The organism is Nocardioides islandensis, assembly GCF_015352455.1.
Classification (GTDB): domain Bacteria; phylum Actinomycetota; class Actinomycetes; order Propionibacteriales; family Nocardioidaceae; genus Nocardioides; species Nocardioides islandensis.
Window position 1 is genome coordinate 110601 of record NZ_JADKPN010000011.1, and the last position, 26179, is coordinate 136779.

Sequence of the window (26179 nt, forward strand, 5' to 3'; positions counted from 1 at the left end):
TCGGGCGGCGCGGGTGGACGGAGATCGGCGCGCGGGCCGTGGAGTCGAGCTGACCGCGGCTCACGTCCTGCGGTGGAAGGTCGTCGATCCGTTGGGGTGGTGGTGGGTCTGCCAGGCGGGGTCGTGGGCGCGGTGGTGGTGGAAGGGGCAGAGGAGCTTGCCGTCGGCGAGGTTCGTCTCGCCGCCGCGGGACCAGGGTTGTCGGTGGTGGGCTTCGCACCAGGCGGCGGGGATGGTGCAGCCGTCGGCGGTGCATCCGCGGTCGCGGAAGGCCATCGCCTTGCGTTGGGGTCCGGTGAAGAGCCGTTTGCTGCGGCCGAGGTCGAGGATCTCGCCCTTGCCGCTCAGGACGACGGGGATGATGCCGGCCTGGCAGGCCAGCCTCCTGACGTGGTCGGCGGTCAGGGTGTCGCCGGTGGTCGTCTCGGCCAGGCCCGTCTCCGAGCGCAGCGCGTCGAGAGTGATCATCACCGTCACCGACGTCGCGGTGCCGCCGTGCTTGGGCAGGGCGTTGGTGGAGAGGTTCTCCAGGAGGGCGCAGAACGCCTCCCCACGACGTCGGGGTGCGGGCAGCTGGTCGACCTCGTCCCCGAGCGCGCCGCCGAGGGGTCCGCGTCGTGGTGAGGTGTAGGACTCCAGGTAGGTCCGTAGCCGGTTCAGCACGGGCATGGGCATCCGGGCGTGGAGGTCTCCCGAACCGTCGCCGCGGTCGCGGAAGGTGAGCCGGGTGACGGCTCGGGCCCGACGGTCCTCGGCCAGGAGCCGCTGGTACTCCGCCTGGTCGGCGTCCTCGGGGGCGATGACCTCCAACAGCCTGGCCCCGAGACGACGCAGCTCCGGGGGTCCGAAGTGCGCGGCCTCACTGATCAGGTACGCCTCGCCCTTGTCGCGTAGCTCGGGGTCGAGGTTCTTAGGCAGCCGCTGCAGGGCGTCCACGATCTCCCGGGCCTGCGCGACCTGCACGGTGCCGTGGCCCATGGCTTCCACGATCCGGGTGCCGGGGTGGTGGGCGATCTTCTCGCGGAGCCGGACCTGCCCGATGCCGTCGCGGGTCTCGGCGGCGAGCCAGTGGGCGATGGACCGGGCTCCGGCCTCGACCGCGATGTCCTCGGCGACGGCGAGGATCCGGATCCGTTCGGCCTCAACCCGGGCGACGATCCGGGAGAGCCGGATGAGCGCGTCCTTCTTCTCACCGGTGCTGCGGTAGTCCGGAGCGATGGTGGCGAGGTCGTCCAGCGCGTGCTCGACCGCATCGAGCGGGGCCGCGTACGTGCTGGACATGGATCAATCCAAGCATCGACCACCGACAGTGGTCGGGCCTCAGAACCCTTTGTCCACAAGGGATTCCGGGAATCTGGCCAACTAATTTCGGGAGGTTGTCTCGGGCGGTGACCACAGCGGTCGACCACCCACGGACCTGCCAGCGCGCACGGTCTTCAGCTGGCCACCGCCACCACCTACGGCGCCCGGCCACCCCTGTTCGTTCTTCACCACCGCAACCCCTGCGGCGGCCGAGTCGAGGTCTCGTGACGGGACTTCGTCCCTCCTCGACCAGCGTGGGACCTCGTCCCTCCTCGACCAGCGGGGTCGCGGGGTCTCGTGACGGGACTTCGTCCCTCCTCGACCAGCGTGGGGCTTCGTCCCTCCTCGACCAGCGGAGGCGACCGGACTTCGTCCCTCCTCGACCAGCGGAGGCGACCGGAGTTCGTGCCTCCTCGACCCACGAATTTCCGAGTCGCATGAACCTAATGGCCGCCCCAAGCATCGGAACTGCCAGAACCACCGCGCCGCGGTGAGGAACACGATCAACGGAGGTTCGCCATGAGGTCCACCCGTCTCGCCGTCTCGCTGGCCCTGCTCGTCTCGAGCGCCGCGACTGCCGGGAGCCTGGCGGCTCCGGCGCACGCGGCAGCGCCCACCACGCCGTACTCGGTCACGCTGCAGTCCTCGACCAAGACCGCCACGGCCAAGGAGGACGACGTCGTCCTGACCGGCCTGGTCACGCCGAAGCCGCCGGCGGGCAGCACCGTCGTCGTGCAGGCGAAGTACGAGAACAGCGACACCTGGCGCAAGATCGGCACCGCAGTCATCAAGCCCAACGGCAAGTACAAGTTCGTCGACCACCCGAGCACGCACCTCGACCGCGCGTACCGCGTCATGAAGAAGGCCGACGCCAAGGGGCTGGCCAAGAAGAGCCGCGAGCGCTCCGTGAAGGTCATCGCGTGGAACTGGCTCATCCAGATGACCACGAGCGCCGGCGCGAACACGCTCAAGACGAACAGCCTGCCGATCAACGGCGACACCTACGACCACGTGCTCTACGCCGACCGGTCCAGCGACACCGCCTTCGCGGAGTACACCCTCGGCCGCAAGTGCACGACGTTCGAGACCACGTTCGGCCTGTCCGACCGCACCGAGACCGGTGGGCAGGCCTCCATCGCGGTGCTCGCCGACACGGTCGCGAAGTACTTCCGTACCTTCGACCTCGGAGTCTCCGACCCGCAGAGCCTCGACGTCACCGGCGTCTACCGGATGCGCGTCGACTTCGCGCAGATCACCACGACGCCCGACACCGAGCCCGCTCTCGGTGACGCCCGCGTCCTCTGCGACTGACCAACCAGCTCAGTAACCGGGGAACACCCGCCGCAGCTCGTCCAGCGACACGTTGCCGCTGACGGCGACTGCGGCGGGTGTGTGCTCGGGGGAGAGGCGCCCCGCGACCAGGCGTACGGCGGCCTCCAGCGGCCCGTCGTACCTCGCCGTCGCACCGTCGGTGCCCGGCTCGAGGGAGACGGAGTCCCCGATCGCGATCGTGTGGCCGCCGACGGCCAGCCGGACCGGCTCGGAGACCTGGTCGGGCTTGCCGACCAACCCGAGCAGGAACGACATCGCCCCGGCGTAGTGGTCGAGCACCAGCCCGGCGCCCGCGTCCGACAGCCCGGCGGACGGGTCCACGCCCACGCGGGCGTCCCAGCCGTGCAGCGTCTGCTCGTTGAGCCGCATCGCCAGGGGAGTGACCACCGGCACGGGGGCCGGCAGGAAGCCCAGGTCCACCACCACGGACGTCCGCTGCTCCGGGGTCAGGGACTCGTACAGCGCGACCAGCCGCTCGTCCTGCTCCACGAACCCCGTGGCCTGCTCGCCCGGAGGCAGGGAGTTCCACCGGTCCCAGATGGGCTGGTTCTCCGGCGCCTCGTCCTCGAGACCCAGCGCCCGCGAGATCGTGTGGTGCTGGATCTCGGCGCCGCTGCCGAGGTGGGACAGCACGTCGGCGATGGTCCACTCGGCCGCGCCGCTCGGGCTCTTCAGCTGGCTCTCCTCCAGCTCGTCCACGAACGCCGCGAGGCGGTGGTGGTTGGCGCGCAGCTCGGCGATGGTCAGGTCCACGAGTTCCGTCATGTCAGGCGACAACCGGACCGGGGCCCGGTTATTCCGGCTCAGCGGTGCGTGGCCGCTCCCACGAGAGCCGCGAACAGTGCCTGGTCCCGCCCCATCTCCGGGTGCCACTGGACGCCCACGCAGAACCGGTCGCCCGGGGCCTCCATGGCCTCCATCGTCCCGTCGGGCGCCCAGGCCGTCGCGACGTACCCGGGGTGCGCGTGCACCGACTGGTGGTGGTGGCAGTGGGCGAGCACCTCGTCGCCCTCGGCCAGCGCGACGCGGGAGCCCTCGAGCGTCCGGACCCGGATCCCGCCGAACTGGTCACCGCCGGGGGAGTGCTCGTCGTGCCCGACGACGTCGGGCGTGTGCTGGTCCAGCGACCCGCCGGCCGCGACCGCCATCACCTGCATGCCCCGGCATACCCCGAGCACCGGCAGGCCGACCTCGTCGGCCGCCGCGAGCAGCGCCACCTCCCAGGCGTCGCGGTCCTCGCGCCAGCCGGCCGTCCGCTCGTGCGGCTCCTCGCCGTACCTGGCCGGGTCGACGTCCGCACCGCCCGACACGACGAGCGCGTCGATGCGGGCCACGACCGAGCGGGCCGAGATGTCCGAGCCCGAGGCGGGCGGCAGCAGGACCGGTACGCCGCCGGCGGCGACGATCGCGTCGGCGTACTCCGCGTGCAGCAGGTCTGCCTTCTGCCGCCAGACGCCCCAGGATGCCTCCTCGCGGTAGGTCGTGAGGCCGACCAGCGGACGAGTGGTCTCGAGATGCGTCACTCGTCCCTCGCAGGCTCGGTCCGCGTCGAGCGCTCCTCGACCTGGCGCTTCATCTCAGCCCTCGCGAGCTCGGTCTGGGCGCGCTCATCAGAGAGGGGTGACATAGGCCCCGGAGATCCCCCCGTCGACCAGGAACGTGCTGGCCGTCATGAACGACGACTCGTCGGAGGCCAGGAAGAGCACGGCGTTCGCCATCTCCTCCGGCTCGCCGAACCGTCCCATCGGCACGTGGACCAGCCGCCGCGCAGCCCGCTCCTCGTCCTTGGCGAACAGCTCCTTGAGCAGCGGGGTGTTCACCGGACCCGGGCACAGCGCGTTGACGCGGATGCCCTCCCGCGCGAACTGGACGCCGAGCTCCCGCGTCATCGACAGCACGCCGCCCTTCGAGGCGGAGTAGGAGATCTGCGACGTCGCCGCGCCCATGACGGCCACGAACGACGCGGTGTTGATGATCGAGCCGGACTTCTGCTCGAGCATGTAGGGCAGCGCGGCCTTGCAGCACAGGTAGACCGAGGTCAGGTTGACCCGCTGCACCAGCTCCCACGCCTCGAGGTCGGTGTCGAGGATCGAGTCGTCCTCGGGCGGGCTGATACCCGCGTTGTTGAAGGCGATGTCGACCGAGCCGTACAGGCTCTTGGCCGTGGCGAACATCGCGTCGACCTGGGCCTTGTTGGTCACGTCGACCTGCACGAAGCTCACCCGGTCCGGTCCCAGCTCGTCGACGACCTCCTCCCCACGCTCGGCGTTCACGTCGCCGATGACGACGTACGCGCCCTCCTCGACGAAGCGGCGCACGGTCGCCAGGCCGATCCCGGAGCAGCCCCCGGTGACGACGGCGACCTTGCCCTCGATGCGTCCAGCCATGTGCTTCCTTTCGGTGGTTGAGGTGCGCGGAGCCCTGGCGACGAGCCTCGAGACCACTACTCGTCGGAGAAGAAGACGTTCTTCTCCTCGGTGAAGGCGTTGGGGGCGTCGGGGCCGAGCTCACGGCCGAGCCCCGACTGCTTGAACCCGCCGAACGGCGTCCAGTACCGGACGCTGGAGTGCGAGTTCACGCTGAGGTTGCCCGAGTCGACGGCCCGGGAGACGCGCAGCGCGCGGCCGAGATCGCGGGTGTAGATCGAGCCCGACAGCCCGTACTCGGTGTCGTTCGCGAGTGCCACCGCGTGGTCCTCGTCGTCGAACGCCATCACCGCGACGACCGGCCCGAACACCTCCTCACGCCACACCGGCTCGTCGGTCGAGGCCGACTCGACGACGGTCGGCGGCAGCCAGTACCCGTCACCGTCCGGCGCCGAGCCCTGGAAGGCGATCGACGCCCCGTCGATGTAGGCCTGCACGGAGTCGCGCTGGCGGGCCGAGACCATCGGCCCCATCTCGCTGTCGTCCTGGCCGGGGTCGACGACCTTCATGCCGTGGACGGCGGTCTCCAGGCGGCCGACGAACTCGTCGTACGCCGACCGCTCGACGAGGATCCGCGAGCGCGCGCAGCAGTCCTGGCCCGCGTTGTCGAAGACGGCGTACGGCGCGGTGGCCGCCGCCTTGGCGATGTCGGCGTCCGCGAACACGACGTTCGCGCTCTTGCCGCCCAGCTCCAGGGTCACCCGCTTCACCTGGTCCGCGCAGCCGGCCATGATCTGCTTGCCGACCTCGGTCGAGCCCGTGAAGCAGACCTTGCGCACCAGCGGGTTGGTGACGAACCGCTGGCCGACGACCGATCCCTGGCCGGGCAGCACGGTGAAGACGCCCTCGGGGATGCCGGCCTCGAGAGCCAGCTCGGCGATCCGCATGGCCGTCAGCGGCGTGATCTCGGCCGGCTTGAGCACGACCGTGTTGCCGGCGGCCAGTGCGGGGGCGAAACCCCAGCCCGCGATGGGCATCGGGAAGTTCCAGGGCACGATGATCCCGACCACGCCGAGCGGCTCGCGGAACGTCACGTCCACGCCGCCGGCCACCGGGATCTGCCGGCCGAAGAGCCGCTCCGGCGCCGCCGAGTAGTAGTTGAGGCAGTCGCGGACGTTGCCCGCCTCCCAGCGGGCGTTGCCGATCGTGTGGCCGGAGTTCTCTACCTCGAGCCGCGCGAGCTCCTCGTTGTGGGCGTCCACGACGGCTGCGAACGCCCGCAGCAGCCGTGCGCGCTCGCCGGGTGCGATGGCCCGCCAGGACACGAACGCCTCCTGGGCCTTCTCGATCCCCGCGTCGGTCTCCGCGGCCGACGTCGACGGCACCTCGCGGAAGGAGGCGCCCGTCGCGGGGTTGACGAGGGTGGTGGTCACTGCCTCACATCCGCTCGAAGGAGCGGGCCAGCTCCCAGTCGGTGACGTGCGCGTCGAAGGCCGCGAGCTCGACGTCGGCCATGTTCACGTAGTGGCCCACGACGTCGTCGCCGAACGCCGTCCGCGCGATGTCGGAGGCGGCGAACAGCTCGCGCGCGTCCCGCAGCGTGTGCGGCACGTGCGGCTTGTCGGAGTCGTAGGCGCTGCCGACCAGCTCGTCCTCGAGCGTGAGCTCGTTCTCGATGCCGTAGAGGCCGCCGGCCAGCATGCCGGCCAGGGCGAGGTACGGGTTGACGTCGCCGCCGGGCAGCCGGTTCTCCATCCGGGCGCTCGGGCCGTGTCCGACCAGGCGGACCGCGCAGGTGCGGTTGTCGAGGCCCCAGGCGACGGCCGTGGGCGCGAACGACCCGGCCGCGAACCGCTTGTAGGAGTTGATGTTCGGCGCGTAGAGCAGCGTGAACTCACGGAGGGTCGTGAGCACCCCGGCGATGAACTGGTCGTACAGGGCGCTGCGCTGGTCGCCGTCCCAGAAGACGACCTTCCCGTCGTCGCCGCGCAGCGACAGGTGGATGTGGCAGGAGTTGCCCTCGCGCTGGTTGTACTTGGCCATGAAGGTGATCGCCTGGCCGCGCTGGGCCGCGATCTCCTTGGCGGCCGTCTTGTAGACGCTGTGGTTGTCGGCGGTGGTCAGCGCGTCGGCGTACAGGAACCCGATCTCGTGCTGCCCGAAGTTGCACTCGCCCTTGGCGCCCTCGACGTCGAGTCCGGCGGCGTACATGTGGTTGCGGATGTCGCGCAGCAGTGGCTCGGCGCGGGTCGTCCCGAGGATCGAGTAGTCCACGTTGTACTGGTTGACCGGGACGAGGTCGCGCCAGCCGAGGTCGTGGGCGTCCTCGTACGACGTGTCGAAGGCGATGAACTCGAGCTCGGTGCCCGACAGGGCGACCATGCCCTTCTCGGTCACCCGGTCGAGCTGCGTCTTGAGGATCGTCCGTGGCGACTGGGTCACCGGAGCGTGGTCGAGCCAGACCAGGTCGCACTGGACCATCGCGGTCGCGGGCAGGTGCGTGAGCAACCGCAGCGTCGACCAGTCGGGCACGAACTCCATGTCGCCGTACCCCTTCTCCCACGAGGAGATGGTGTAGCCGCCGACGGTGTTCATGTCGATGTCGACCGCGAGCAGGTAGTTGCAGCCCTCGGTGCCGTGCTCGAGCGCGAAGTCGAGGAAGTACCGCCCGTGCAGGCGCTTGCCCTGGAGCCGGCCCTGCATGTCGGTGAAGGCCATCACGACCGTGTCGATGTCCCCTTCCTCGATCATCAGCCGGAGCCGCTCGAGGGTCAGGTAGCGGTCGTTCGGTGGCGTCATGGGTCTCCTCGTCCCTCGGGTCAGCCCAGCAGGCCGCGCAGCAGCGCGGCGGTGTCGTCGCAGTGTTCCTCCATGACCGCCCGGGCGCGGTCGTGGTTGCCCCGCCGGATCGCGCGCACGAGCGTGGCGTGCTGGCGGTCGGAGTGGGCGATGTTGGCGTCCAGCACCGGGATCGCCAGCAGCATCTCGTGCAGCGTCGCCTGCACGGACGTGACCGCCTCGACCAGCCGCGACGAGCCGGTCAGCGCGGCGATCGTGAGGTGGAAGCGGGAGTCGGCCTGCCGGTGGTCGGCGGGCCGGCGGGCCTTGGCCACCGCGGCGTGGGCCGCGTCCAGCTGGGCCAGGGCGGTCGGGTCGAGGTCGGCCCGTGCGGCGAGCGCGGCCGCGCCGGGCTCCACGATGCGACGGAAGACCAGGGAGTCCAGCCACTCGTGCCGTCGTTCCTCGGTGAGCCGGGCGGCTGCGCGCGCGGACGGCGTCCGCGGCTTGAGCGTGACCACGGTGCCGCCGCCGCGCCCGCGGCGGGTCTCGACCAGCCCGGCCTCGCGCAGGGCGGCCATCGCCTCGCGCAGGGTCGACCGGGAGACGTTGAGCCGCTCGGCCAGCTCGCGCTCGGACGGCAGCGTGCTGCCGAGCGGGTAGACGCCGAGCCGGATGGTGGTCGCCAGCTGCTCCACGCACGCCTCGAACGCGTGGTAGCCACGTGCCGGACGCAGCACGGCCTCGGTGAGGTCGTGGCTCGTCCCGGGCGATGGCAGCACGGGTGGAGTCTGGCACCAGGGGCGAGGCCGCTACCAGAGGTAATGGTCGGAGTTCATACCAATTTTCCGAGAATCGGCGCGTGCCCACTTCACAACCGATCGAGCACGGGTCTAGCCTCCGGATCGTCTCGGCAATCATTCGGTCCGTTCGAACAGAAGGTGCCTGATGCCCGAAGCCCACGAACCGCTTCACCACCCAGACGGAAGGGTGATGACCGACGACGAGAAGCACCTCGCCAGACTCGGCTACCGCCAGGACCTCTCGAGGACCTGGTCCGGCTTCTCCAACTTCGCCATCTCGTTCTCGATCATCTCGATCCTGGCGGGCTGCTTCACCACGCTGGGCCAGGCGTGGAGCAACGGCGGTCCCATCGCGATCAGCTGGGGCTGGCCGTTCATCTCGGCGTTCATCCTGATCATCGGCTTCACCATGTCCGAGCTCGTGTCCGCCTACCCGACGTCCGGCGGCATCTACTGGTGGGCCTCCAAGCTGGGCGGCCCCCGCGCGGGCTTCTTCACCGGGTGGCTCAACTGGATCGGCCTGGTCGCCGTCACAGCCTCGGTCGCCTATGGCGCGGCCAACTTCGTGGACATCTTCATCAGCACGATCAGCGACAGCTGGGCCGGCAACTACAGCCTGCAGCGGGTGTTCATCGAGTTCGTCGTGATCCTGGTGCTCGCCGCGCTCGCCAACATCTTCTCCAGCCACCTGCTGGCCGTCATCAACAACGTGTCGGTGTGGTGGCACGTCGCCGGCGCCGCCCTCATCGTGCTGATCCTCGTCGTGGTCCCCGACCACCACCAGAGCCTCAACTGGGTCTTCACGGAGCGGATCAACAACTCCGGGTACGACGGCGGCGCCTCGAACGGCGTCATGTTCTGGTTCCTGGTCCTGCCGCTGGGGTTCCTCCTGACGCAGTACACGATCACCGGCTTCGACGCCTCCGCGCACCTCTCGGAGGAGACCAACACGGCCTCCCACGCCGCAGCCCGGGGCATCTGGCAGTCGATCTTCTACTCCGCCATCGGTGGCTGGATCCTGCTGCTCGCGTTCCTGTTCGCGGTGCAGGACCCGCAGGGCGTGACCGACAACGTCAATCTCGGCTACTACGCCTCCGACGTCATCTTCACGCAGGCTCTGGGAAACACCTCGCACTCGATCGTGGTCTTCATCTCGGCCGCCGGTCAGCTCTTCTGCACCGTGGCGTGCCTGACCAGCGCCTCGCGGATGACGTTCGCCTTCAGCCGCGACGGTGCGATCCCGGGGTCGGGCATCTGGTCGAAGGTGAACGAGCACCGGGTGCCGGTGAACGCCGTGATGCTGGTGACCGTGCTGGCCGGCCTGATCACGCTGCCCGCGCTGATCGAGGTGAACTTCGGCACCGCCGAGGAGCCGATCATCCTGCCGACCGCTTTCTACGCCGTTGTGTCGGTCGCCGTGATCGGCCTCTACCTCGCCTTCGCGATCCCGATCTACCTGCGCTGGAAGCACGGGGACAAGTTCGAGGCCGGGTCGTGGACCAACGGGCAGAAGTACAAGTGGATGAACCCGATCGCGGTGATCGAGATCATCGTCATCTCGATCTACTTCATCCTCCCGCTGTACCCGTCGGGCTGGATCGGCAACGAGAACTTCGCCTGGAAGTTCGTCAACTACGCGCCCATCCTCACCTTCGGCACGATCCTCGTCGTCGCCATCTGGTGGCAGGTCTCGGCACGGCACTGGTTCACCGGCCCGAAGCACACGATCGACGACGCCGTCGTGAGGGCCTTCGAGGACTGACCACCAGGGGAGAGGCCTGGTGGCGATGGTCGAGGAGGGGGAGGGGGATGCCGACAACGGCGTCGGAGCCCTCCTCGACCAGGTCCCCGCACTGGCAGGTCCGAGATCAGTCGCGGACCTGCCGGGCGGGCTGACCAACCGCAACCTGCGCGTGACGACGAGCACAGGGGACTACGTCGTCAGGCTCAGCTCCAGCGACGCCGGCCTGCTCGGCATCGACCGGGACGCGGAACACGCGAACACCCGGGCGGCCGCGGAGGCCGGCGTCGGCGCGCGGGTCGTCGACTACCGGCCCGACCTCGGGATGCTCGTCATCACCTTCCTCCCCGGGTCCGCGCTGACCAACGAGACCATCGGCGGCCCGGGGGTGCTGGGCCGCTGCGCCCGGGCGCTGCGCGTGCTGCAGGCCGGGCCGCGCTTCGTCAACGACTTCGACATGTTCGCCCGGCAGGCCGGGTACCTCGCCGACGTACGCCGGCACGGCTTCCGGCTGCCCGAGGGGTACGACGACTTCGCGCCGCAGTGGGAGCGCGTACGCCGCGCGCTCGCCGTACGTCCCGCCGTCACCGTCCCCTGCAACAACGACCTGCTGGCCGGCAACTACATCGACGACGGGGAGCGGGTCTGGCTCATCGACTACGAGTACTCCGGCAACAACGACCCCGCGTTCGAGCTCGGCAACACCTCGACGGAGTGCGACCTGACCACCGAGCAGACCGACGAGCTCGTGGCTGCTTTCATGGGCGGACCGGACCGCCCGGCGTACGCGACCTTCAGGGCGCGCGTGGAGCTCCAGGCGCTCTGCTCCTCGTACGGCTGGTCGCTCTGGGGCTTCATCCAGGCCGCCAGCAGCACCATCGACTACGACTTCTACTCCTGGGGCATGGAGCGGTACGAGAAGGCGGCCCGCCGCTTCACCTCCGACGGGTTCGACGCGCTGCTCGACAAGGTGGCCGCATGACCGACCTACCCTCGCGGGCGCAGGTGGTCGTCATCGGCGGCGGCGTGATCGGCTGCTCGACGGCCTACCACCTGGCCAGGCTCGGCTGGACCGACGTCGTGCTGCTCGAGCAGGGCACGCTGTCGTGCGGCACGACCTGGCACGCCGCCGGCCTGGTCGGCCTGCTGCGCGCGAGCGAGAGCGGGACGAAGCTCGTGCAGTACTCCTCCGAGCTGTACGCCGGCCTCGAGGCGGAGACCGGGCTGTCGACCGGGTACCGCCAGTGCGGCGGGCTCATCGTCGCGCGCACCGAGGACCGGATGGTGCAGCTGCGGCGCACCGTCGCGACGGCCGCGGCGTTCGACCTCGAGGCCGAGATGCTCACGCCCGAGCAGGCTCTCGAGAAGTGGCCGGTCATCGCGACCGACGACCTCCTGGGGGCGATCTGGCTGCCGCAGGACGGGCGCGCGAACCCGACCGACCTGACGCTCGCGCTGGCCAAGGGCGCTCGTCAGGCCGGTGTCCGGATCAACGAGCGGGTGCGGGTGCTCGGGGTCGACACGGCCCAGGGCGACCGCGGTCCGCGGGTGACCGGCGTGCGCACGGATGCCGGTGACATCGAGGCCGAGGTGGTCGTCAACTGCGCCGGCCAGTGGGCCAAGGCCCTCGGCGACCAGGTCGGGGTGACGGTCCCGCTGCACTCGGCCGAGCACTTCTACGTCGTCACCGACCAGGTCGAGGGCGTGCATGCCGACCTCCCGATCCTGCGCGACCCTGACGGGTACATCTACGTCAAGGAGGAGGTCGGCGGCCTCGTCGTCGGCGGCTTCGAGCCGGTGGCCAAGCCGTGGGTGTCGCCGTCGGAGATCCCGTACCCCTTCGAGTTCCAGCTCCTCGACGAGGACTGGGAGCACTTCTCGGTCCTGATGGGCAACGCGCTGACCCGGATCCCCGCGCTCGAGCACACAGGCATCCGCAAGTTCTACAACGGCCCCGAGAGCTTCACGCCGGACAACCAGTTCCTGCTCGGCGAGGCGCCCGGTCTGGCGGGGTACTTCGTGGGTGCTGGCTTCAACTCCGTCGGCATCGCCTCCGCCGGCGGAGCCGGGCGCGCGCTGGCCGAGTGGATCGTCGACGGTGCGCCGTCGATGGACCTCACCTCGGTCGACGTGCGCAGGTTCGGACCGTACGCCGCCGACGAGACGTGGCTGCGCAGCCGGGTGGCCGAGATCCTCGGCCTGCACTACGCGGTGCCCTGGCCCAACCGCGAGCCCGTGACCGCCCGCGACGTCCGCCTCTCGCCGCTGCACCAGCGGTTGGAGGACGCCGGCGCGACGTTCGGCACGCGCAACGGCTGGGAGCGCCCGCTGTACTTCGGCCCGCCGCTCGACTACCGGTGGGGCAAGCCGGAGTGGCTCGAGCACAGCGCCGACGAGCAAGTCGCGTGCCGCACCCACGTCGCGGTGTTCGACCAGACGTCGTTCAGCAAGTACCTCGTGCGCGGCCCGGCCGCCCGCGACACCCTCCAGTGGGTCTGCGCGAACGACCTCGACGTCCCGGTCGGCCACGTCGTCTACACGCCGTGGCTCGACGAGCGGGGCAGGTACCAGTCGGACGTGACCGTGACGCGCACCTCCGACGCGGCGTACCTCGTCGTCTCCAGCGCCGCCACCACCGTCCGCGACCTCGCCTGGCTGCGGGAGCACACCTGGCCGGGCGCCGACGTGGAGATCGCCGACAGGTCCGAAGAGCTGGCGGTCCTCGGCGTGATGGGACCGCGCTCGCGCGACCTGCTCTCCCGGCTGACGGGCACCGACCTCGGTGACGAGGCCTTCCCGTTCGCCACCGGGCAGGCGTTCGAGGTCGCCGGCGCGGAGGTCTGGGCGAACCGGATGACGTACGTCGGCGAGCTGGGCTGGGAGCTGCTCGTGCCCGTCGACGCGGCGGTGGCCGTGTACGACGCGCTCCACGAGCACGGGGACGACCTCGGCCTGCGCGACGCGGGGTACTCCGCGATCGAGTCGCTGCGCCTCGAGAAGGGCTTCCGGGCCTTCGGCCGCGAGCTCACGCCCGACTACGGCCCGGTCGAGGCGGGGCTCGTCTTCGCCACGGCCCTCGACGGCGCGAAGGACTTCCTCGGCAAGGAGGCGCTCGCCGCGCACCGCGAGGCCCTCAGGCAGGCTGGCCCGCGGCGGCGTCTGGTCTCCTTCGTCCTCAACGACCGGGACGCGATGCTCTGGGGCGGCGAGCTCGTGGTCCGCCACGACGAGCCGGTCGGCCAGGTCACCAGCGCGGCGTACGGCGCGACGGTCGGCGCGAGCGCGGGCCTGGCGTACCTCCGTCGCGACGAGCCGGTCACGTCCGCGTGGCTGGCGGAGGGTGGCTTCGAGGTCGACCTCGCCGGCGAGCGCCTGCCCGCGACCGTGACCCTCAAGGCCCCCCTGGCGTAGTCCCGCCGGCATGGTGGTCGAGCCGTGAGGCCGGCGTTGGCCACCCTGCATGGTGGTCGAGCCGCGAGGCCGGCGTTGGCCACCCTGCATGGTGGTCGAGCCGCGAGGCCGGCCACGGCCGAGCGTGTCGAGACCCGGTGAGGTTTCCGTGGTCTCGACACGGGCACTGCTCACGGGGTCTCGACACGGGCTCGCCCAGGGGCTCGCCCGGCTCGACCACCTTGTGGTGGTCGAGCCGTGAGGCCGGCGTTGGCCACCCTGCATGGTGGTCGAGCCGCGAGGCCGGCCACGGCCGAGCGTGTCGAGACCCTGGTCCACTGCGGGTTCAGGGGTGAGTGCAACGCCTTGATGTGATCGAGGTGTGCAATGGCTCCTGCTGCGTTTCCGCGCGAGGTTCGTGTGGCGTTCTGGCGTGGGATCGCTGCCGGCTTGTCGACCGAGGCTGCTGGCAGGGCGGTCGGCGTGTCGCGGGCGGTGGCGTTCCGCTGGTTCGCAGCATCGGGTGGCGTGATCCCCGCTCGCTTGGTCCGCGACTCGCCTGCCCCGTTGTCGTCCTCGCGTGGGCGTCGGCTCAGTGCTGGGGATCGGGAGGAGATCTCCCATCTGACGCGCTGCGGCCAGGGGGTCAGGCAGATCGCCGCAGCGATCGGGTTCGACAAGTCCACGGTCAGCCGGGAGCTGCGCCGTAACCGCAGCCGCGGCCGGTATCGGGGGGCGACTGCCCAGCGACTGGCCGAGGCCCGGTCCCGTGAGAGTCGAGCGCGGCAGACCAAGTTCGCGGCCAGTCCCCGGTTGCGGGCCGAGGTCGAACGGCGCCTTGAGCACAATGAGAGTCCCGAGCAGATCGCGCACCGACTGCCGCTGGACTTTCCCGATGACCCGGAGATGCGTGTGTCGCACGAGACGATCTACACCTCGGTCTACGTCCAGGGCCGCGGCGCGCTGCGGAAGGATCTGGCCGGGCACCTGCGCACCGGCCGGGCGATGCGCAAGCCTCGAGCCCGTGCTCGTGCCGCCACCAGTGGCGGCCCGTTACGGAACGTGATCTCGATCAGCGAGCGCCCCCCGTGCGTGGAGGACCGGGCGGTGCCCGGGCACTGGGAAGGCGACCTGATCATGGGCGCGGCCAACGCCTCCGCGATCGGCACTCTCGTCGAGCGCGCCACCGGGTTCCTGGGCCTGTTGCACCTGCCCGGTGACCACACCGCCCTGACCATGCAGGGCGCGATCTGCGAGTACATGGCCACCCTGCCCGCGACCCTGCGGCAGACCCTGACCTGGGACCGCGGAAGCGAGATGGCCAACCACATCCAGATCGCCGGGGCCACCGGCCTGGACATCTACTTCGCTGACCCCGCCTCACCGTGGCAGCGCGGCAGCAACGAGAACACCAACGGCCTGCTGCGTCAGTACTTTCCCAAAGGAACCGACCTGTCCCTCTGGGGCCCCGGCTACCTCGACCAGGTCGCCCTGGAGATGAACAACCGCCCCCGCAAACGACTCGGCTGGCGCACCCCCGCCGAAGCCCTCGACCAACTACTCTGCGGCCACGACAAACCACCCGGCGTTGCACTCACCGGTTGAATCCGCCCACTCACGTGGTCTCGACGCGGGCTCGCCCAGGGGCTCGCCCGGCTCGACCACCTGGTGGTGGTCGAGCCGTGAGGCCGGCGTTGGCCACCCTGCATGGTGGTCGAGCCGTGAGGCCGGCCACGGCCGAGCGTGTCGAGACCCGGTGAGGATTCCGTGGTCTCGACACGGGCTCGCCCAGGGGCTCGCCCGGCTCGACCACCATGTGTCGCCGGCATGAGGTTGGATGGACGCGCCATGGCCCGCTGGACCGAGGCGCAGGTGGTGAAGCTCGCGCCGGATGACTCCTCGGTGGCGGCTGCCCGCAGGCTCACCAACCCGGCGGTCTGGTCGGACACCGGAAGCACCCAGATCCTGGTGTGGGGCAAGTGCCAGGGAAGTGGCAAGACGCCGTACCAGGTCAGCGTCGACCTCGCGGGGCCGGCGTTCCGGTGCTCGTGCCCGAGTCGCAAGTTCCCCTGCAAGCACGCGCTGGCCCTCCTCCTGCTCTGGGTGCGAGGAGGCGGCGCGGTCGCCGACGCGGAGCAGGCGGCCGCGTTCGCGCAGGAGTGGGCGGACGAACGGGGGCAGCGAACCCAGAAGCGCGTCGCCACCGAGGAGAAGGCGCCCGACCCCGCGGCGCAGGCCAAGCGGCTGGAGGACCGGCTGGCGTTGATGTCCGCCGGCCTCGACGACTTCGGACGCTGGCTCCAGGACCTGGTGCGGGCTGGCACGGCGTCGGCGCGTCAGCAGCCCTACGGCTGGTGGGACGAGACCGCGGCCCGGCTCGTGGACGCCCAGCTCCCCGGCCTGGCCGAGCAGGTGCGCACGATGGCCGGCGAGGTGCACCGCCGCGAGGACTGGGCCGACCACCTGCTCGCCGTGTGCGGTCGCTGGTGGACCGCGACGCAGGCCTGGCCGCGCAGGGACGGCCTGGACCGCGACGCCTTCGCCGACCTCCGCGCGTACCTCGGCTGGGCCCAGCCGACGGCCGAGGTGCGGGCCGCCGACGCGTACGCCGGCACCTTCCTGGTCCTCGGCGGGCACCGCACCGACGACGGCCGCATCCAGCAGCAGCGCACCTGGCTGCGCGACGAGGCCACCGGCGAGCTGCTCGTCGTCCTGGACTTCGCCGCAGGCGGCCAGGTGCTCGCCGTCCCCCAGCTGGCCGGCACCGTGCTGACCGCCACGGTCGGCCGGTACCCCGGCACACCTCCCAAGCGGGCCCTCTTCGCCACCGACCCCGTGGCCACGGGGCAGTCGCGCACCCTGTCCGACCCGGTGGGGATCGCCGAGGCGCTCGTGCGCCGCGCGGCACGGCTGACGGCCGGCCCCTGGCTGGACCGGGTCCCGGTCGTCCTCGGCGCGGTCGCGCTGACCAGCGGGGACCGGCCGCACGTCCGCGACGCCGCGGGCGACCGGCTCGACCTCACCGACGACATCCCTCTCTGGCTGCTGCTCGCCCTCACCGGTGGGCATCCCGTCGACCTGTTCGGCGAGCTCGAGGGCGGCCGCTTCCGCCCGCTCAGCGTCGCGGACGACGGGAAGGTGCTGCCGCTGTGAGCGTCGACCCCGATCTCTGGTGGGACCAGCTGCGCGCGGCATCCCTCGTGGGGACGGCGCGCCGGGAGGTACCGGAGACGCCCGATCTCGGCGCCACCGCTCGTCCCGACGCATCCCGTGAGACGAGCCTGCTCGACGCCGCGGCCCTGGGCGACGCCGTCCGCCGGGCGGGTCGGCTCGCCGACGTCGCCGACGAGCCGGACGACCCCGCGCCCGCCGAGAGCCTCGAGGTTGCCCCGTCCCCGGCGGTCCAGATCCTCGAGCTGCTGCTGAACCAGGGCCCGGTGAGCGCGGCCGCGCGCGTCGCCCTCACCGCGCACTGGCTGGACACCGCCGCCGCAGCGCGGAGGATCGTCCCGCCCCGTCTGCTGCCCGTGCTGCTCGACGCCGCCACGCCGCAGAGCCCCGTACGCCGCGGCGTACGGCCCGTGCTGGGCGAGCGCGGGCGGTGGCTGGCGGCCCGCAACCCCGCGTGGGACTGGGCCACCGTGCCCGTGGAGGAGGGCCCGACGACGGCCGCGAGCGTGCGGGCGCACGTCGAGGCGACCTGGGACACGTCGACGGCACAGGGCCGGGCGTCGGCCGTGGCAGCCCTCGTGGTCGGGCTCGGTCCCGACGACGAGCCGTTCCTCGAGCGCTGCCTCGACGAGCGGGCCAAGGCGGTGCGTGAGGAGGCACGGCGGCTCCTGGACCGGCTGCCGGGGTCCGCCCGCGCACAGCGGATGGCCGACCGGCTGCGGCCGCTCGTGCGGGTCACCGGCACCCTGCGCAAGCAGGTCGAGGTGCTGCTGCCCGGCGAGCCGGACGCCGCGGGCATCCGGGACGGGCTGACCGAGCCCGCGCCGGGTGGCTCCCGGCGCGTCCGGTGGATGCAGCAGGTCGTCGCCGCCACTCCGCTGCCCGTGTGGACCGAGCTGACGCGCGTCGACCCTCGCAAGCTGCTCGGCATGTTCCGCGCACCCGACGACATCGTCCCGGCACTCCGCGAGGCGGCCGTCTCGCAGCGCGACGCAGCCTGGGCACGCGCCCTGCTGCCGTTGCAGTGGGACAGCCGCCTCCTCGCCGTGCTCGACGGGCCCGAGCGCGACGCCGTGCTGGCGGCGAAGGTGCAGCAGACGCCCTTGCCCGTGCTGGCGCAGCAGCTCGTCCACGTGGAGCCCCCGTGGGGCCCCAGGGCCAGCGCCGAGCTCGTGCAGGTGCTCGTGAGGTCGCCCGACGGACACGCCCTCCGCGTGCTGCGCTCGGCCCTGCCGCTGGCGCTGCACCCGGACTCGCTGCCCGCCGTCGAGCGGGCGATGCAGGCCGCCGGCGACGACGCGTACCTGCGCACGACGCTGCGCGACGTCCTCCAGTACCAGTCCATCCACACCGCGATCAGTGAGGCCCTCCGATGACCGACACCGCCCCGCCAGTCACCGAGCACGTCCTGCGCGCCCACGCCGAGCAGCAGTACGCCGCCGAGCTGGCCGCCATCGCGGCCGCCGACGACCGCCCGCGCCCCCCCAGCTGGCGGCTCTCGCCGTGGGCGGTCTCGCTCTACGTGCTGGGCGGTCGGCTTCCCGACGGGACCGTGATCGAGCCCAAGTACGTCGGGTCGCGGCGCCTCGTCGAGATCGCCGTCGCCACCCTGGCCACCGACCGCGCGCTGCTCCTGCTCGGCGTGCCCGGCACGGCCAAGACCTGGCTGGGCGAGCACCTCGCAGCGGCGATCAGCGGTTCGTCCACGCTGGTCGTCCAGGGCACGGCCGGCACGGCGGAGGAGTCGCTGAGGTACGGCTGGAACTACGCCCGCCTGCTCGCCGACGGCCCCACCCGCGACGCGCTGGTGCCCAGCCCGGTGATGCGCGCGATGGAGACCGGCGCGATCGTGCGCGTCGAGGAGCTGACCCGCATCCCGGCCGACGTGCAGGACGCGCTCATCACGATCCTCTCCGAGAAGAGCCTGGCCGTCCCCGAGCTCGACGACGAGGTGCAGGCCAAGCCGGGCTTCAACGTCATCGCCACGGCCAACAACCGCGACAAGGGTGTCAACGAGCTCTCCTCGGCCCTCCGCCGCCGCTTCAACACGGTCGTGCTCCCGCTCCCCGACTCCCTGGAGGAGGAGGTCGACATCGTCCGCACCCGCGTGACGGCGCTGGGGAAGAGCCTGTCCCTGCCGGCCGACCTCGAGTCCCTCTCGGAGGTGCACCGCGTCGTCCAGGTGTTCCGTGAGCTCCGGTCCGGGGTCACCGCCGACCGGCGCACGACGGTCAAGTCGCCCACCGCCACGCTGTCGACCGCCGAGGCCATCTCGGTGATGACCAACGGCGTCGCCCTGGCGGCCCACTTCGGGGACGGCACCGTGCGCGCCGCCGACGTGGCCGCCGGTCTGGTCGGGGCCATCGTCAAGGACCCCGTGCAGGACCGGCTGGTGTGGCAGGAGTACCTCGAGACCGTCGTCCGCGACCGGCGCGAGTGGGACGACCTCTACCAGGCCTGCCGCGAGCTGGGCTGATCCCGGGGCATGACCGTCGACGTCCACATCCTCGGCATCCGCCACCACGGGCCCGGGTCCGCCCGGTCCGTGGCGCGGGCGCTCGACGAGCTGCGCCCGGACGCCGTCCTGGTCGAGGGCGCCCCGGAGCTCGACCGGGTCGTCGCGATGGTCGCGGAGGAGGACATGCGGCCTCCGGTCGCGGGACTCGTGTACGCCGTCGACGAGCCCCGCCGCGCGCTCTTCTACCCGTTGGCGACCTTCTCGCCGGAGTGGGTGGCGGTCCGCTGGGCGCTCGCGCACGGCGTACCGGTGCGGTTCGCCGACCTGCCGGTGACCCACCAGCTCACGGACCCGCCGCAGTCGGACCGGCCGGCGCCCGGACGGTCGCCGCGGCCCGACCCGATCGGGATGCTCGCGCAGGCGGCTGGGTACGACGACCCGGAGCGCTGGTGGGAGGACGCCGTCGAGCACCGGGGCGAGTCGTCGCTGGAGCGGTTTGCGGCGGTCAAGGCGGCGATGGCCGCCGTGCGCGAGACCGACGAGCGGCCCGACGACGACCCGGACGTGGTCGAGAACGCCCGCCGCGAGGCGGCCATGCGGAAGGCCGTGCGCGAGACGCTGCGGACCGAGGGCGTGGAGCGGGTCGCGTTCGTGTGCGGCGCCTACCACGCCCCGGCGCTCGACCCCGCGACGTACCCGTCGGTCGCCCACGACAACGCCCTCCTCAAGGGCCTGCCGAAGACCAAGGTGGCCGCGACGTGGGCACCGTGGTCGAGCGGGCGGCTGGCCCTGGCCAGCGGGTACGGCGCCGGCGTGACGTCGCCGGGCTGGTACCAGCACCTCTTCGACCACTGGAGCCGCGACGGGGAGGACGACGACCTGGCGACGACCTGGCTGGTCCGCGTCGCCCGCGAGCTGCGCGGCCAGCAGCTCGACGCCTCCACCGCGTCGGTCGTCGAGGCGTCGCGGCTGGCGAGCACGCTGGCCGCCGTGCGCGGACGCCCGTCGGTCGGGCTCACCGAGCTCGACGACGCCGCGGAGTCGGTGCTGTGCGAGGGGTCGCGGGTGCCGCTGCGGCTGGTGCACGACTCGCTGGTGGTCGGCCGGGAGCTCGGCAGCGTGCCCGCGGGTGCGCCGATGGTGCCGCTGGCCGCCGACCTGGCCCGCCAGCAGCGCGCCACCCGCCTCAAGCCGGCCGCGAGGTCCCAGACGGTCACCCTCGACCTCCGGCGCGACGCCGGGCTGGCGCGGTCGGTCCTGCTGCACCGGCTGCGCGTCCTCGGGGTCGACTGGGGGACCGAGGCGGACGCCGGCCGCAGCACCGGCACGTTCAAGGAGGCCTGGGAGCTGGAGTGGCGACCCGAGCTCGCCGTGTCGGTGATCGAGGCCGGGCTGTTCGGCACCACCGTGGAGGCCGCCGCTGCGACCCGCGTGCACGAGCAGGCCGAGCGGGCGACCGACCTGGCCACCCTGGGGCGGCTGGTCTCCGAGTGCCTGCTGGGCGACCTGCCCGAGGGGCTGCGGTCGGTGGTGGCCAGCCTCGAGGAGCGCACCGCCCAGCAGCACGACGTGCTCGCCCTGCTCGGCGCCGTCGAGCCGCTGGCCCGCACGGTCCGGTACGGCGACGTCCGCGGGGTCGACGTCGCCGGCGTGGCCACCGTCCTGCGCGCCCTTGTGATCCGGGCGTCGGTCGGGCTGCCCGCCGCGTGCGTCGGCCTGGACGACGACGCGGCGGCCGCCATGCGCGCGGCGGTCGAGGGGGCCCAGCGGGGCGTGGCGCTGCTCGAGGACGAGGGGATGCGGCGGCGCTGGGAGGGCGCACTGGTCGCCGTCGCCGCCCGCGACCACGTCCACGGCTCCGTCGCCGGCCGCGTCGACCGCCTGCTGCTCGACGCCGGCCGGGTCGACCAGGAGGAGGCCGCCGTCCGCATGAGCCGGCGCCTCTCGCTGGGTGCGCCGGCGACCGACGCGGCGGCCTGGCTCGACGGGTTCCTCTCGGGTGAGTCGGTGCTGCTGGTCCACGACCCCGACCTGCTGACCATCGTGGACGCCTGGGTCGGCTCGATCGGTGAGGCGGTCTTCGAGGACCTGCTGCCCCTGCTGCGGCGTACGTTCTCCCGGTTCCAGGCCGCGGAGCGCGCGACCATCGCCCGTCAGGTGGCCCGCCTCGGCCGCAGCGAGCCAACCGCGAGCGCCACGTCGACCCGGCTCGACCTCGACCGCGCCCGCCCTGCGGTGGCGAAGGTCGCCGCCCTGCTGGGGCTGGAGGTGACGCCGTGAGCGACGAGCGGCGCGACCGGCTGACGCGCTGGCGGCTGGTGCTCGGCGAGGAGGCCCGCGAGCCGCTCGGTGAGGGCCTCGAGGGCGGGCTTCCCGGCCTGTCGGAGGACGACCAGCGCCGCGACGGCGCGTTGGAGGCGCTGTACGGCGGCGAGCGACGCGGCGGCCTCGGTGGCTCCGCGCCGAAGGTGTCGCGCTGGCTGGGCGACATCCGCGGGTACTTCCCGACGAGCGTGGTTCAGGTGATGCAGGCCGACGCGATGGACCGGCTCGGGCTGCGCCAGCTGCTGCTGGAGCCGGAGATGATGGAGTCGGTCACGCCGGACATGAACCTGGTGACCACGCTCGTCGGCCTCGGCCGGGCCATCCCCGAGCGCTCCCGCGAGACCGCGCGCACCGTCGTCCGGGCCGTGACCGACCAGCTCGAGGAGCGGCTGCGCGCCCGCACGGTCCAGGCCGTGGCCGGCGCGCTCGACCGGTCCGCACGCACCCGTCGGCCCAAGCTCCGCGACGTCGACTGGCGGCGCACCATCGCGGCGAACCTCAAGCACTACCAGCCCGAGCACCGCACCGTCGTGCCCGATCGGCTGGTCGGGTACGCCCGGCGCACGCACCAGGTCGAGCGCGACATCATCCTGTGCATCGACCAGTCCGGCTCGATGGCCGAGTCGGTCGTCTACTCCAGCGTCTTCGGCGCGGTGCTCGCCTCGGTGCGTTCGGTACGCACCAAGCTCGTCTGCTTCGACACCGAGATCGTCGACCTCACCGACGAGATCGACGACCCGGTCGACGTCCTGTTCGGGGTCCAGCTCGGCGGCGGCACGGACATCAACCGTGCGATGGCGTACTGCGAGAGCCTGGTGGAGCGGCCGGCCGACACGGTGATGGTGCTGGTCAGCGACCTCTACGAGGGTGGCATCGCCGAGGAGATGCTCCGCCGTGCGCAGTCGCTCGTCGACAGCGGCGTGACCCTCGTGGCGCTGCTGGCCCTCAGCGACAGCGGTCGCCCGTCGTACGACGCCGACCACGCCGCCGCCCTCGCCGGCATCGGCGTCCCGGCCTTCGCGTGCACGCCCGACCTCTTCCCGGACCTGATGGCCGCCGCCATCGAGCGCCGCGACCTCACCCAGTGGGCGGCGTCCAACGACCTGGTCACGACCCACGAGCCGGGCTGAGTCCGAGGGGCGGTGCGTGAGTGTCGGTGCTGCCGGCGGACTCGCAGATGCAGAGCTGGAGGGGCGAGTCGACGGCGAGGGGTTGACCGGACCAGTCGCCGAAGCGCTCGACCAGCCGCAGTCCGCCGAGCGAGACGAGCAGCAGCAGCTCCTGCGGGAAGATGCTCCTGATCTCGAGCGGTGCGACGACGAAGTCGGGCTCGGAGTCGGTCGAGAAGTACCACGTGCCGCGTGTCACCTGCGCCGGCGCATCGTAGGTCTCAGCGACATCGACGCTCACGCTGCCACGGTCAGGGTCCACGAAGGACAACGACTTCCTCGTCCGCCGCACGCCATCGGCTTCGGCGAGCAGGCGGACGCTCGGGTTGAACACGTCGAAGACGAACCGTGCTCCCGGAGCCAGGTGCCTGCGAACCGACCGGAAGCAGCTCACCAGGTCCTCGCTGTCATGGAGGTGCAGGAGGGAGTTGGCGGTGATGAAGACGAAGTCGAAGGTGCGGCCGAGATCGAACTCCCGCATGTCGCCCTGCACCCAGTCCACGACGGCTCCGCGCTCGTCCGCCTTGCGCTGCGCCTCGGCCAGCATGTCCGACGAGAGGTCCAGGCCGACGCACGAAGGCCCGTCGGAGGCGATGGGGATCAGCTTGTTCCCCGTGCCACACGCGATCTCCAGCACGCGCCCGCCCTGCCGGTGAGCCTCGGTCCGGTAGAAGTCGACGGCGGGGCCGCCGCCCGGGAACATGAGGTCGTACAGCCTCGCGCGCGAGTAGAACGCCCGGCTCATGAAGCGCATCCTCCCTTCCGCTCGTCGTGGTGGGCAGTCCTCCGTCAGCGCGAGTACAGCTCCCGGATCACGTCCTCGATGTCCGGCTCCTGGATGGAGAGGTCCGCGACGTCGTACGCCGCGGCGACGGCCGCCACGATCGGCGCGGCGCTGGCGTCGGTCGGGAAGGACAGCCACTGCCGCGGTCCGTCGACCTTGCGGGTGGTGGCGCCCGGCACCGAGATGGGCGGCGCCTCGTCGACCAGGTCCACGACCAGGGTGCGCGTGGAGCCGCCCTCGCGGTGCAGGTCGGCGAGGGCGCCGTCGAACACCGCCGTGCCGTGGTCGATGACGATCACCCGGTCGCAGAGCGCCTCGATGTCCTGGAGGTCGTGGGTGGTCAGCATCAGCGTGGTCCCGCGGGTGGCGTTCAGCGTGCGCAGGAACTCGCGGAGCCGGCCCTTGCTGATGACGTCCAGCCCGATGGTCGGCTCGTCGAGGAACAGGATCTCCGGGTCGTGGAGGAGAGCGGCCACGATGTCGCCGCGCATCCGCTGGCCGAGGCTGAGCTGGCGGACGGGGGTGTCCAGCAGGTCGCCGAGGTCGAGCAGCTCGACGTACTCGGCCAGGTTCTGCTCGTGGCGCCGCGGCGAGGTGCGGTAGATCCTCTGCAGCACCGCGAAGGAGTCCCGCAGCGGCAGGTCCCACCAGAGGGTGGTGCGCTGCCCGAACACCACGCCGATCCGCCGGGCGAGGTCGGTCCGCTGCCGGCTGGGATCGAGCCCGGCGACCTCGAGCCGGCCCCCGCTCGGCACCAGGATCCCGGTCAGCATCTTGATCGTCGTGGACTTCCCGGCGCCGTTGGGCCCGATGTACCCGACCATCTCGCCGGCCTCGATCGCGAACGACACGTCGCGGACGGCCACCACCTCGCGCTTGGCCCGGAACCGGCCGACGGTGAACGTCCGGCGCAGCTCCTGCACCTCGATCAGTCTCATCAGCTGCCCGTCGACTCGTAGTGCCGGACGCCCGCGCGCCAGACCACGGCCGTGACGGCGACCAGCGCGACCGCCGCGATGGGCGAGGCGTACCGCAACCACTCGGGGAAGCCGTACGGGTCGGCGCGGTCGAGGATGTACAGCGACGGGTACCAGTTCACGAACGCCAGCGGCACCAGGTACGTCAGGGCGGTCACGACCTGCTTGGGGAAGACCGTCAGCGGGTACTGCGTCATCGTGTTGCCACCGTAGGTGAAGGCGTTGGCGACCTCGCTGGCGTCGACGGTCCAGAACTGCACGCAGCCGAAGACCACGAAGATCGACAGGAAGATCACCGACCCCGACACGAGCATCACCAGGGTCAGGCCGACCTTGGCCGGGGTCCAGTCGACCCAGTACGACGCCACGCCGAGCATGACCAGCGCCTGGGTGATCCGGGCGACCCGGCGCAGCGCGAACTGGTCCGCGCACACCTGCACGAGCAGCGGCAGCGGCTTGAGCAGCATGCCGTCCAGCCGGCCCATCCGGATCAGCTCCCCGAGCCGCTCGACCTGTCCTCCCAGGAGGTCCGCGACCCCGATGCCGAAGGCGGTCGCGCCGTACAGGAACGCGATCTCGGTGAGGTCGAAACCGCCGAGGGAGTCGATGGTGTGGAACATGATCCAGATGCCGACGAAGTCGAGCAGGGTCAGGAAGAACTGGCTGGCGGCCATCATCCAGAACGACGCGGGGTAGGCCAGGGCGGCCTTGACCCACATCCGCGCGATGTCGCGGTAGCCGCGCGCCGAGACGCCGATGACCCCCGTCGCCTGGTCAGCCACCCTGGACCACCACCTTGCGGGTCGCGCGTCGGAGCACGAGGTGGCAGGCGGCGAACAGGACGACCGCCCACAGGACGCCGAAGCCCAGTCCCGCCAGCAGGTCCCAGCCCTCACGCTTGCCGAGCCAGATGTCGGCGGGGACCTGGATGTACGACGCCCACGGCAGCGCCATGACCACGTCGCGGCTCCAGCCCGGGAAGATCACCAGCGGCACGGTCAGCCCGCTGAAGAACGCCGCCATCAGGAACGCCACCGCGTTCGGACCGCTGGCGTCGAGCAGCCAGAACGACGTGCTGGCGACGAGGAAGCGCACGGCGAAGCTGACCAGCAGGGCCAGCACCACCGCGACCGCGAACCCCAGCCACGCCACGGGACCGGACGGGAAGCGGACGTCGAACAGGAGCGCCCCGACGATCGTCGGCCCCAGGCCGCGGGTCAGCAGGTGGAACCCGGCGCGGCCGACGTCCTGCGCGACGTACCAGCCGATCAGCGGCACGGGACGGTAGAGATCGATCGCCACGTCCCCGCTGCGGATCCGCTCGGCCAGGTCGTTGGTGACCCCGCCGCCCCAGACCATCACCGTCATCAGCATCGCCTGGCCCAGCCAGACGTAGGTGACCGCGTCGCTCGCGTCGTACCCCCCGGCGTTCGGGCGCTGGTCCCACAGGGCGAGGTAGACGAAGCAGATGATGCAGCCGAACACGCAGTTGGTGAACAGGCCGGACAGCGTCGCGGCGGTGTACGTCGAGTAGCGACGGAAGGCGCGCGTCGCCACCGAGACGTACAGCGGGATCATCGGGT

The 26179-nt window shown here is 71.7% G+C and carries 21 protein-coding genes; 10 read left to right on the top strand and 11 right to left on the bottom strand.

All coding sequences use genetic code 11. The features are described 5' to 3' along the window. Positions 1–60: 60 nt before the first annotated feature. Positions 61–1281, bottom strand: coding sequence for an HNH endonuclease signature motif containing protein (locus tag ISU07_RS17090; protein ID WP_194708034.1), 1221 nt, complete (start codon positions 1279–1281; stop codon positions 61–63). Positions 1282–1821: 540 nt separating this feature from the next. On the opposite strand from ISU07_RS17090, the gene ISU07_RS17095 reads away from it, so the two are divergent. Beyond that, positions 1822–2613: an NPCBM/NEW2 domain-containing protein gene (locus ISU07_RS17095; RefSeq protein WP_194708035.1), complete on the top strand. Its 792-nt coding sequence runs from the start codon at positions 1822–1824 to the stop codon at positions 2611–2613. A gap of 9 nt (positions 2614–2622) precedes the next feature. Here the strand turns inward: ISU07_RS17095 and ISU07_RS17100 are convergent, their stop codons facing one another. The 6 genes from ISU07_RS17100 to ISU07_RS17125 form a co-directional block, all read right to left on the bottom strand. Beyond that, complete coding sequence (locus ISU07_RS17100; RefSeq protein ID WP_194708036.1) at positions 2623–3399, bottom strand: maleylpyruvate isomerase family mycothiol-dependent enzyme; 777 nt, start codon at positions 3397–3399, stop codon at positions 2623–2625. A gap of 38 nt (positions 3400–3437) precedes the next feature. Further along, on the bottom strand, positions 3438–4157 hold the full coding sequence (locus tag ISU07_RS17105) for a gamma-glutamyl-gamma-aminobutyrate hydrolase family protein (protein WP_194708037.1): 720 nt from the start codon (positions 4155–4157) through the stop codon (positions 3438–3440). 87 nt (positions 4158–4244) lie between these two features. Then, the gene (locus ISU07_RS17110; protein WP_194708038.1) at positions 4245–5021 is read right to left on the bottom strand and encodes a 3-oxoacyl-ACP reductase; all 777 of its coding nucleotides are present in this window, start codon (positions 5019–5021) and stop codon (positions 4245–4247) included. A gap of 56 nt (positions 5022–5077) precedes the next feature. Then, the gene (locus ISU07_RS17115; protein ID WP_194708039.1) at positions 5078–6433 is read right to left on the bottom strand and encodes an aldehyde dehydrogenase family protein; all 1356 of its coding nucleotides are present in this window, start codon (positions 6431–6433) and stop codon (positions 5078–5080) included. A 4-nt stretch (positions 6434–6437) separates the two neighbouring features. Further along, on the bottom strand, positions 6438–7799 hold the full coding sequence (locus ISU07_RS17120; protein WP_194708040.1) for a glutamine synthetase family protein: 1362 nt from the start codon (positions 7797–7799) through the stop codon (positions 6438–6440). A 20-nt stretch (positions 7800–7819) separates the two neighbouring features. Beyond that, positions 7820–8560: a FadR/GntR family transcriptional regulator gene (locus ISU07_RS17125; protein ID WP_323742673.1), complete on the bottom strand. Its 741-nt coding sequence runs from the start codon at positions 8558–8560 to the stop codon at positions 7820–7822. A gap of 211 nt (positions 8561–8771) precedes the next feature. On the opposite strand from ISU07_RS17125, the gene ISU07_RS17130 reads away from it, so the two are divergent. From ISU07_RS17130 to ISU07_RS17170, 9 genes are all read left to right on the top strand, one after another. Then, a complete protein-coding gene (locus ISU07_RS17130) occupies positions 8772–10343 on the top strand; it encodes an amino acid permease (protein ID WP_228522072.1) in 1572 nt (523 codons plus the stop codon). Between the two features lie 25 nt (positions 10344–10368). Beyond that, on the top strand, positions 10369–11304 hold the full coding sequence (locus ISU07_RS17135) for a choline kinase family protein (protein WP_194708101.1): 936 nt from the start codon (positions 10369–10371) through the stop codon (positions 11302–11304). Further along, entirely contained in the window at positions 11301–13733 is a 2433-nt protein-coding gene (locus ISU07_RS17140; RefSeq protein WP_194708042.1) for a GcvT family protein, read from the top strand. Before ISU07_RS17135 ends, ISU07_RS17140 begins: the two co-directional genes overlap by 4 nt. A 366-nt stretch (positions 13734–14099) precedes the next feature. Next, positions 14100–15317 (top strand): IS30 family transposase, encoded by a 1218-nt coding sequence (locus ISU07_RS17145; RefSeq protein ID WP_228522073.1) that lies wholly within the window; start codon positions 14100–14102, stop codon positions 15315–15317. A 243-nt stretch (positions 15318–15560) separates the two neighbouring features. Then, positions 15561–16865 carry an SWIM zinc finger family protein gene (locus tag ISU07_RS17150; protein ID WP_194708043.1) on the top strand — a complete coding sequence of 435 codons (1305 nt, stop codon included), beginning with the start codon at positions 15561–15563 and terminating at the stop codon, positions 16863–16865. After that, positions 16862–18259, top strand: a complete 1398-nt coding sequence (locus tag ISU07_RS17155; protein ID WP_194708044.1) for a DUF5691 domain-containing protein — start codon at positions 16862–16864, stop codon at positions 18257–18259. Before ISU07_RS17150 ends, ISU07_RS17155 begins: the two co-directional genes overlap by 4 nt. Next, entirely contained in the window at positions 18256–19359 is a 1104-nt protein-coding gene (locus tag ISU07_RS17160; protein ID WP_194708045.1) for an ATP-binding protein, read from the top strand. The genes ISU07_RS17155 and ISU07_RS17160 overlap by 4 nt, the downstream gene beginning before the upstream one ends. Before the next feature lie 9 nt (positions 19360–19368). After that, entirely contained in the window at positions 19369–21621 is a 2253-nt protein-coding gene (locus ISU07_RS17165; RefSeq protein ID WP_194708046.1) for a DUF5682 family protein, read from the top strand. Further along, positions 21618–22796 (top strand): vWA domain-containing protein, encoded by a 1179-nt coding sequence (locus tag ISU07_RS17170; RefSeq protein ID WP_194708047.1) that lies wholly within the window; start codon positions 21618–21620, stop codon positions 22794–22796. The genes ISU07_RS17165 and ISU07_RS17170 overlap by 4 nt, the downstream gene beginning before the upstream one ends. On the opposite strand, the gene ISU07_RS17175 is transcribed toward ISU07_RS17170, so the two are convergent. From ISU07_RS17175 to ISU07_RS17190, 4 genes are read right to left on the bottom strand one after another with little or no spacing between them, the layout of a single operon-like run. Next, positions 22774–23580 (bottom strand): class I SAM-dependent methyltransferase, encoded by an 807-nt coding sequence (locus ISU07_RS17175; protein WP_194708048.1) that lies wholly within the window; start codon positions 23578–23580, stop codon positions 22774–22776. The two genes, ISU07_RS17170 and ISU07_RS17175, sit on opposite strands and share 23 nt — an antisense overlap. 44 nt (positions 23581–23624) lie before the next feature. Beyond that, positions 23625–24557, bottom strand: coding sequence for an ABC transporter ATP-binding protein (locus tag ISU07_RS17180; RefSeq protein WP_194708049.1), 933 nt, complete (start codon positions 24555–24557; stop codon positions 23625–23627). Beyond that, the gene (locus ISU07_RS17185; RefSeq protein WP_323742674.1) at positions 24557–25378 is read right to left on the bottom strand and encodes an ABC transporter permease; all 822 of its coding nucleotides are present in this window, start codon (positions 25376–25378) and stop codon (positions 24557–24559) included. Before ISU07_RS17185 ends, ISU07_RS17180 begins: the two co-directional genes overlap by 1 nt. Then, on the bottom strand, positions 25371–26174 hold the full coding sequence (locus ISU07_RS17190; protein ID WP_194708050.1) for an ABC transporter permease: 804 nt from the start codon (positions 26172–26174) through the stop codon (positions 25371–25373). Before ISU07_RS17190 ends, ISU07_RS17185 begins: the two co-directional genes overlap by 8 nt. Positions 26175–26179: the final 5 nt, after the last annotated feature.

Excerpts from the sequence above, each read along its gene's own strand:
- ISU07_RS17090 (WP_194708034.1), bottom strand. The coding sequence starts at position 1,281 with ATGTCCAGCACGTACGCGGCCCCGCTCGATGCGGTCGAGCACGCGCTG.
- ISU07_RS17095 (WP_194708035.1), top strand. The coding sequence starts at position 1,822 with ATGAGGTCCACCCGTCTCGCCGTCTCGCTGGCCCTGCTCGTCTCGAGC.
- ISU07_RS17100 (WP_194708036.1), bottom strand. The coding sequence starts at position 3,399 with ATGACGGAACTCGTGGACCTGACCATCGCCGAGCTGCGCGCCAACCAC.
- ISU07_RS17110 (WP_194708038.1), bottom strand. The coding sequence starts at position 5,021 with ATGGCTGGACGCATCGAGGGCAAGGTCGCCGTCGTCACCGGGGGCTGC.
- ISU07_RS17120 (WP_194708040.1), bottom strand. The coding sequence starts at position 7,799 with ATGACGCCACCGAACGACCGCTACCTGACCCTCGAGCGGCTCCGGCTG.
- ISU07_RS17130 (WP_228522072.1), top strand. The coding sequence starts at position 8,772 with ATGACCGACGACGAGAAGCACCTCGCCAGACTCGGCTACCGCCAGGAC.
- ISU07_RS17135 (WP_194708101.1), top strand. The coding sequence starts at position 10,369 with ATGGTCGAGGAGGGGGAGGGGGATGCCGACAACGGCGTCGGAGCCCTC.
- ISU07_RS17140 (WP_194708042.1), top strand. The coding sequence starts at position 11,301 with ATGACCGACCTACCCTCGCGGGCGCAGGTGGTCGTCATCGGCGGCGGC.
- ISU07_RS17145 (WP_228522073.1), top strand. The coding sequence starts at position 14,100 with ATGGCTCCTGCTGCGTTTCCGCGCGAGGTTCGTGTGGCGTTCTGGCGT.
- ISU07_RS17150 (WP_194708043.1), top strand. The coding sequence starts at position 15,561 with ATGGCCCGCTGGACCGAGGCGCAGGTGGTGAAGCTCGCGCCGGATGAC.
- ISU07_RS17160 (WP_194708045.1), top strand. The coding sequence starts at position 18,256 with ATGACCGACACCGCCCCGCCAGTCACCGAGCACGTCCTGCGCGCCCAC.
- ISU07_RS17165 (WP_194708046.1), top strand. The coding sequence starts at position 19,369 with ATGACCGTCGACGTCCACATCCTCGGCATCCGCCACCACGGGCCCGGG.
- ISU07_RS17175 (WP_194708048.1), bottom strand. The coding sequence starts at position 23,580 with ATGAGCCGGGCGTTCTACTCGCGCGCGAGGCTGTACGACCTCATGTTC.
- ISU07_RS17180 (WP_194708049.1), bottom strand. The coding sequence starts at position 24,557 with ATGAGACTGATCGAGGTGCAGGAGCTGCGCCGGACGTTCACCGTCGGC.
- ISU07_RS17190 (WP_194708050.1), bottom strand. The coding sequence starts at position 26,174 with ATGATCCCGCTGTACGTCTCGGTGGCGACGCGCGCCTTCCGTCGCTAC.